5 protein-coding genes are annotated in these 7565 nt (G+C 76.9%); all 5 read right to left on the bottom strand.

Translation table 11 applies throughout. From position 1 onward, the window contains the following. Positions 1 to 36 precede the first annotated feature (36 nt). Positions 37 to 1773, bottom strand: coding sequence for an ABC transporter ATP-binding protein (locus ACFV4N_RS36525; protein ID WP_499677239.1), 1737 nt, complete (start codon positions 1771 to 1773; stop codon positions 37 to 39). A 34-nt stretch (positions 1774 to 1807) separates the two neighbouring features. Further along, complete coding sequence (locus ACFV4N_RS36520; RefSeq protein WP_499677238.1) at positions 1808 to 3076, bottom strand: glycosyltransferase; 1269 nt, start codon at positions 3074 to 3076, stop codon at positions 1808 to 1810. After that, positions 3073 to 3876: an alpha/beta fold hydrolase gene (locus ACFV4N_RS36515; protein ID WP_499677237.1), complete on the bottom strand. Its 804-nt coding sequence runs from the start codon at positions 3874 to 3876 to the stop codon at positions 3073 to 3075. The genes ACFV4N_RS36520 and ACFV4N_RS36515 overlap by 4 nt, the downstream gene beginning before the upstream one ends. Next, positions 3876 to 4184, bottom strand: coding sequence for an acyl carrier protein (locus tag ACFV4N_RS36510; protein WP_499677236.1), 309 nt, complete (start codon positions 4182 to 4184; stop codon positions 3876 to 3878). The genes ACFV4N_RS36515 and ACFV4N_RS36510 overlap by 1 nt, the downstream gene beginning before the upstream one ends. After that, a partial coding sequence (locus ACFV4N_RS36505) for an acyltransferase domain-containing protein (protein ID WP_499677235.1) occupies positions 4181 to 7565 on the bottom strand: 3385 nt, incomplete at its 5' end. The genes ACFV4N_RS36505 and ACFV4N_RS36510, both read right to left, overlap by 4 nt.

Genomic DNA, 7565 nt, shown 5'->3' with positions numbered 1-7565 from the left:
CGGGGCGCCCGCCGCGCGCGGGCGCCCCGGCCCGGCTCAGCCACCGGCGGGCACCAGGAGCTGGGTGGCCGCCAGCTCCCGGTACAGGCCGTCGGCCGCCACCAGCTCCGCGTGCGTGCCCGCCGCCCGCACCCCGCCCCGCTCCAGCACCACGATCTGGTCCGCGTCGGTCACCGTGGACAGCCGGTGCGCGATCAGGATCACCGTGCAGCGCCGGGACGCCTGGTCGACCGCGTCGCGCAGCGCGTGCTCGTTGCGGGCGTCGAGCTGCGCGGTGGCCTCGTCCAGCAGCAGCACGCGGGGCTCGCGCAGCAGGGCGCGGGCGATGGCCAGCCGCTGGCGCTCGCCGCCGGACAGGGCCACGCCCCGCGTGCCGACCTCGGTGTCCAGCCCGTCCTCCAGCCGGTCGACGAACTCCAGCAGCCGCGTCGCCCGCAGCGCCTCGGTGATCGCCGCCCCGGAGGCGCCCGGCGCGGCGTAGAGCAGGTTGTCGCGCAGCGTGCCCGCCATGACCGGCGAGTCCTGCTCCACGTAGGCGATGAGCCTGCGCAGCTCGGCGCGCGGCATCGTGGCGATGTCGACGCCGTCGACCCGGACGGTGCCCGCGGTGGGCTCGTAGAACCGCTGGAGCAGCGCGAACGTCGTGGTCTTGCCCGCGCCGGACAGGCCGACCAGCGCGGTCCGCGTGCCGGGCGCGACGGTGAAGGACAGCCCGCGCAGCGCGGGTTCGCGGCCGGGGTAGGCGAACTCGACGCCGTCGAACTCCACGGCGGGCGGCGGGCCGTCCGGCGCGGGCACGGGCAGGTCCACGTCCTCCTCGACCGGCATCCCGCGCACCTCGTCGATGCGGCCCACCGCGCCCAGGCCCTGCTGGAGCACGCCCAGCCCCGCGGCCAGCGACCCGATCGGCGAGGCCAGGTAGAACACGTAGAGCAGGAACGCGATCAGCTCCGGCGCGGTCATCCCGCCCGCCGCGACCAGCGCGCCGCCGACGCCGAGCACCGCCAGGAACGCGCCCTGGATCGCCACGCCGGTCAGCACCTTCACCACGGCCACGTACTTCGCGCCGACCAGCCCGGCGGCGTACGCCTCGTCCACGGCCGCGCCCGCGAGCGCGGTCTCGCGGGCCTCGGCCCCGTTGGCCTTGACCGTGCGGGCCGCCCCGAGCACGCGGTCCAGCGCCGCGCCGACCGCGCCCACCGCCGCCTGCCCGCGGGCCACGGCGGCGCGGATGCGCGGCAGCACCACCAGCAGCAGCACGGCGACGAACACGATCACGCCCGCGGTGACGCCCAGCAGCCCGAGGTGGACCGTCGCCATCATGGCCACCGCGCCGAGCGTGGTGAGCAGGCCGTTGGCGACCATCACCAGGCCCTCGGTGGCGGCGTTCTGCACCAGCGTGCTGTCGGAGGTGACCCGGGCGGTGAGGTCGCCCGGCGGGCGGCGGTCCAGCTCCGGCACGCGCAGCCGGACCAGCCGGAAGACCAGGTCGTGCCGCACCTGCCGGACCACCCGCTCGGCGGTGCGCTGCTGCCACCACGACTGCACGCCGGTCAGCGCGGCGCCCGCGACCACGAGCGCGGCCAGCAGCAGCACCGGCCGCAGCAGCGGGCCGCCCGTGCCCAGCGATTCCAGGACGTCCTGCGCGACCAGCGGCTGCACCAGGCCGGAGGCGCTCGCGGCCAGCACGAGCAGCAGGCTGCCCAGCAGCACCGCGCGGTGTGGTCGGGCGTAGGAGAGCAGCACGCGCAGGGGCTTGGCCGGTTCGGTCATCTTCGGTCCCCGGAGGTCGGTGGAGGACAACGGCTCAACGGGCGGTAGTGCCGGAGGCGGCGGTGGCTGTGGCAGAGGTGGCGAGGGTGGTGCCGGAGGCGGCGGCGGTCCGGTCGGGGGTCGCGTCGGCAGCGGCGGTCAGGCCCGCGGCACCGGCGGTGAGCTGTTCGAGGTGGTCGGCCGCCGCGGTCGCGCCGCCTGCCGCGCGGAACGACCGGCTGATCACCTCGGCCGCGGCGCGGTGGCCGCTCGCCGGGTCCAGGACCGCGTCCAGCGCGTCGCCCAGGCGCTCGGCGCTCACCCGCCCGAACCGCACCCTCACGCCCGCGCCGGCCGCGACCACCTGGTCCGCCACGAGGGGCTGGTCGTCGCGGATGGGCGCGAGCACGAGCGGCACGCCGTGCCACAGCGACTCGCACACGGTGTTGTGGCCCGCGTGGCACACCACGGCGGCACACCGCGCCAGCAGCTCCAGTTGCGGCACGTGCGGGAGCACCAGCACCTCCGGCGGCGGCGCCCCGAGCACGCCGCCGGGGTCGACCACCACGCCCTGGACGTGCGGTCGCGCCGCCAGGGCGGTCGCGGCGGCGGTCAGGAACCGCTCGCCCGCGTCGACGTTCGCGGTGCCCAGGCTGACCAGCACCAGCCGCCGGTCCTCGGCCAGCAGGTCCCACGGGAACCCGCCGGTCGGGCGGGCGGTCACGGCCGGACCCACCAGCCGCACGCCGGCGGGCAGGTCGACGTCGCCGACCAGGGCGCGGGTGGTGAAGGCGACGACGCCGAGCGGCGGGTAGCGGGGGTCGCCGGTCGCCGCCGGGTCGCCGATGCGCGAGCGCAGGGACCCGAGCAGGTTCGTCACCCAGTCGCGCACCTTGGGCAGGTCCGCGAGCACGTCGACCAGCTCCGCCGACGTGCTGGCCGACGTCGCGCACGGCACGCCCAGGCGCTCGGCCACCAGCGGGCCGGCCACGGCGTGCTGGTCGGCCAGCACCAAGTCCGGGCGGAAGTCCCCGATGGCCTTCGCGACTCCGTCGGCCATCGCCTCGGCCAGCGGCGCGAAGAAGTCCTGCCACAGGAACCGGAACGCGGCCGGTCCGGTCAGCTCCGGCGGCCGGGCCAGGCCGCCGGAGGGCGGCAGCGCGCAGTCGTGCACCCGCGCGCCCGGACCGGCCAGCCGGCGCACCAGGTCGGCGTGCCCGGCCCAGGCCACCTCGTGGCCCCGGTCGCGCAGCTCCGCCGCCACCGCCACCAGCGGGTTGACGTGGCCGACCAGCGGCGGCGCCACGAGCAGGAACCGGCTCACCCCGGCACGCCCGTCAGCGCGTGGTGGTCGCGCACCCACCCCAGGACCAGCTCGCGGGTCTCGTGCGGGCGTTCGATGAGCACCGAGTGGCCCTGGTCGGGCAGCACGACGGTGCGGCAGCCGGACAGCCTGGCCTCCAGGTCGGGCACCTGGGCGGCCAGCCCCGACTCGTCGCCGAAGATCGCCAGCAGCGGGCAGCCGATGGCGGACAGGTCGTCGGCGATCACGCGGCTGCGCGGCACGTCCTCGGCCAGCGTGGTGGACTCCAGGATGCGGCTCGCGCCCCGGGACAGGCGGGCGGTGTGGGAGCCGTGGTTGGCCTCGATCCAGCCGATGACCTCCTCGTGCGCGAGCCTGGCCTTGGCGTCGGCCAGGCCGTCCGCCATGTGCCGCAGCCAGGTCTCCACCGGCGGCTCGGACTCGATCATGGTCACGGTCGCGACGCGCTCCGGGTGCCAGGCGGCCAGGCCGGCGGCGACCGTGCCGCCGAACGAGTTGCCGACCACGTGCGCGCGGCGGGTCTCGCCCAGGGCGTCGAGCAGGTGCGCCAGGTCGTCGACGAACTCCTCCAGCCGGTAGCCGGTGGCCGGGCGGTCGCTGCGGCCGTGCCCGCGCAGGTCGTACATCAGCACGTCCACGCCCGCCGCGGCGAAACCCGGCCCGACGGTGAGGTAGTAGCTGGCCAGGCTGTCGGTGAGCAGGCCGTGCACGAACACCACCAGCGGCACGTCCGCGCCGCCGCCGGCCGCGGGCAGCCGCTGCACGTGCGTGGTGATCCCGCCGGTGCGGACCTTCGCCATCACGCCGCCCGCAGCGACGCGACCACGTGGTCGACCAGCTCGCCCACGGTGAGCGCAATGATCTCGTCCAGCTCCAGCTCGGCCACGAACTCGGCGAAGTTGACCCGGTCGCCGTAGTGCTCGCGCAGCGACGCGGACAGCGTCACCAGGTCGATGCTCTCCAGCTCCAGGTCGCCGTGGAAGGTGGCGTCGCGGGTGATCTCGACGTCGTCCAGGCCCTGCTCGTCGAGCAGTTCGCGCAGCATCGCGGTGATCTCGTCGAGCACGGCCCCCGGGTCGGCCGCGGGCGCGCTGGTCTCGGTGCTCATGGTGCCTCTCCTCGTTGTGCGGTCCACGCGACGACGTAGCGCCTCGGCGGCAGGCCGGGCGGGTTGACCAGGTCGCGGACCAGCACGGCGTGCGCCGCGCCCGCCACCTCGACGCGCAGCCGGTCCCCGTCCGCGGCCACGACCCGGCAGTCGGCCGAACCGGCGCCGCGCAGCTCGGCGACGGCCCGTTCGGCGGCCCGGATGGCGGCGGACCAGCGGTCCGGGTCGCCGGCCCACCCGTCCGGCGCCCGCCGGTCCCGGGCGTCCGGGCCGTCCTCGACTTCTTCCAGGCGGACGACTTCCTCCAGGCCGACGCCGCAGGGGCCGCGCGAGGCGACCGCGACACCGGTCTCGCCGTGGTGGGCGATCGAGACCCGGATGCCGGACACGTCGCGCCCGTGCACGCCGCGCAGGCGCGGCCGGCCCTCGGCGTCGTCGTCCACGGCGACCTCGGCCGGGTAGACGTCGCCCACGCCCTCGCGCCACAGCAGGGTGCGGGCGGCGTCCTTGGCGGCGATGCGCCCGAGGAGCCACTGCCTCCTGCGGCTCGGCGGCTGGGCCTGGTAGTCGTCGCGCTCGGCGCCGCCGAGGACGTTGCGCATGACCAGCTCGCGCGTCGCCAGGTCCGGCCACCGCTCGTGGACGACGGCGCGGCACCCTTCGTCCACCTCGGACAGGGTGTGCGCGCCGGGGAACCGGTCCACGGCGCGGATGTTCGGGTCGGTGTCGAACCTGCGGTCGGTCCAGCCGGTGAGGTGCGCCCAGACCCGGCCGTGCCGGGAGAGCTGGATATCGGCGGTGACGGTGAGGTCGGTGACGCCGGTGATGCGGACGTGGCAGTCCAGCGGCCCGTCCGGGCGCGGGCCGTGGAGCACCAGGTGGTCCAGGCGGGCCGGGAAGACCGTGGTGCGCTCAGGCAGCACGGCCATCACCCAGTAGCCGAACAGCTGGCCGACGTTGTCCAGCAGCGCGCCGGGCGTCGGCAGGTCCGCGAGGACGCCGCGCACGTGCCGGTCCCCGATCGCGGTCAGCTCGGCCACGCCCTGGAACAGCGGGCCGTGGAACATCCAGCGCTCGTCGTAGAGCTGCCGGGCGGTCAGGTCGGGGGTGCGCTCCGGGGCGTCGACCGGCCAGGGCCCGGGCGGCGGGGCGTGCCGGTCGGCCAGCTCGACGACGGCCCGGGAGTAGCCGCCCAGGGCCACCTCGACGCGGTCCGGCGCGAGGTGGCGGAGGAAGACCGGGATGTCGACGGCGGGGATCGCGGTGATCCACTTCAGCAGCCGCACGTCGTGCACGGCCACCGCGCGCCTGCCCGGGGTGGCGCGTTCGGCCAGGTCCATCAGGTGGGTGATGACGGTGGTGGCGGGGACGACGGGCCAGCGGTCGGCCTCGTCCGGCCAGTCCGGGCGCTGGCGGAAGAAGCAGTGGTCGCGCAGGTAGGGCATCTCGTCGAGGCTGACGCGCAGCACCGACGGGACCGGGGGGATCGACGGCGGGGCGGTGGCGGGCGGGACCGGGAGGGCGGGGCGGGGCGGCGGGGAGGCGGGTGCGGGGCGGGTCGGCGCGGTGCCGGCCGACGCGGTGCCGACCGACGCGGTGCCGGCCGACGCGGCACGGGCGCCGATCAGCTCGGCCGCGATCCCGGCGGTGTCGTGCAGCAGGGCCGACAGCTCGGCCACCAGGGGGTTCCCGGCGAGACTCGCCAAGGGGTCGGCGGCCTCGTGCCCGGTGGCCTGGTGCGCGGCGACCCGTCGCGGCGCGGAGGGGACCGAGGGCCCCGCGACCGGCCGCAGGGGTGCGGCGGCCGGTCGCAGTCCTGCCCTCCGGTCCTCCGGCAGGGACACCAGCGGGTTGCCCAGGTCCAGCTTCACCGGGGCTCGACGCGGGGCGCGGTGCGGCGCGCGGGCGGGCAGCAGCGGACCCGCGTCGGCCTCGACGCCGTGCGCCCACAGGGCCGTGACCACCTTCCGGAGCTGCGCCAGGCCGCCGTGCGCGGACACCACCAGGTGGTCCTCGCCGGCGAGGGTGTCGTCGACCAGCGAGCCCAGTTGGCCCGGCCCCAACTGCACGAAGGTCCGGAAACCGGCGGCGTGCATCGCGCGGACCAGCGGCCGGAAGCGGACGGGTTCGAGCAGGTGCCTGATGAACAGCTCGCGCACCGCGCCCGGCTCGTCCGGGAACGGCGCCGCGGTGGTGGCCGACCAGACCGGGGTCGTGGCCGGGCGCAGGGTGTAGGACTGGGCGGCCTCGCGGATCGGGTCCAGGTAGGGCGCGAGCATCGGCGTGTGGAAGCCGGAGCGGAACGGCAGCACCCGGCTGATCACCGCCTCGGCCCGGAACCGCCGCACGACCGCGTCCACCTCGGCCTCCGGGCCGCAGACCATGGCCTGGTTGGGCGCGTTGTCGTGGGACAGCACCACGCCGGGGTGCTCGGCCAGCGCCTCGACCACCCGCTCGGCCGACGTGCCGATGACCGCGAACACCACGCCGGGCACGCGCAGCGCGCCGGGGTCGAACGCGGCGAGGAACGCGTCCACCTCGTCCGCGGCGTGGATGCCGCCGGCCGCCATCGCGGTCCACTCCCCCACGCTGTGCCCGGCCACCGCGTCCGGCGCGACGCCCAGGCCGCGCAGCGCGGCGTCGAGCACCCGGCCGACCTGGAACACCGCCACGCCGTGCCGCCCGACGTCGCCGACGCGCGTGCCGCCGTCGACCGACCAGGGCAGGCCGAAGCGCCGCGCCACGTCGGCCACGGCCGGTTCGAACTCGGCCTCCAGGCCGGGGAACAGGAACGCGGTCCGCCCGTCGAGCGGGCGGGGGCTGAACCACACGTCACCGCGACCGCGCCACGGCACGCCCTTGGCCACCGCCTTGCGGGCCAGCGCGAGCTTGCGCGGCGTCGGGTCGACGATGCCCAGGCGGCACGGCTCGGTCACCGCGGCGCGCTCGTCCAGGCCCTCCGCCCCGGCGTCCAGGCGCGCGAGCAGCGCCTCGGGGGTGGCGGCGGCCAGGCGCAGCACCCTGGTCGGCTCGGTGACCGCGGCGACCCCCGCGCGGGCGCCGGGCGGCTCGTGCAGCACGACGTGCGCGTTGATGCCGCCGAACCCGAAGGCGTTGACCGCGGCCCGCCGGGGCGCGCCGCTCGCCGGGCCCTCCCACGGCCTGGCCCGCGACAGCGGCTCGAACCTCGTCGCGGCCAGGGCCGGGTGCGGCTCGTCGCAGTGCAGGGTCGGCGGCAGCACGCGGTGGTGCACCGCCAGCGCCGCCTTGACCAGGCCCGCGATGCCGGCGGCCGGCATGGTGTGGCCGATCATCGACATGTCCGACCCGAGCGCGGCGCGCGGGACGTCCGCCGGGCCGAACACCTCGGCCAGGGTCTCC

Source organism: Actinosynnema sp. NPDC059797, assembly GCF_042732085.1.
Lineage (GTDB): Bacteria > Actinomycetota > Actinomycetes > Mycobacteriales > Pseudonocardiaceae > Actinosynnema.
Note: the sequence above shows the minus strand (reverse complement) of the source record. Positions and strands in the feature narration are given on the sequence as shown.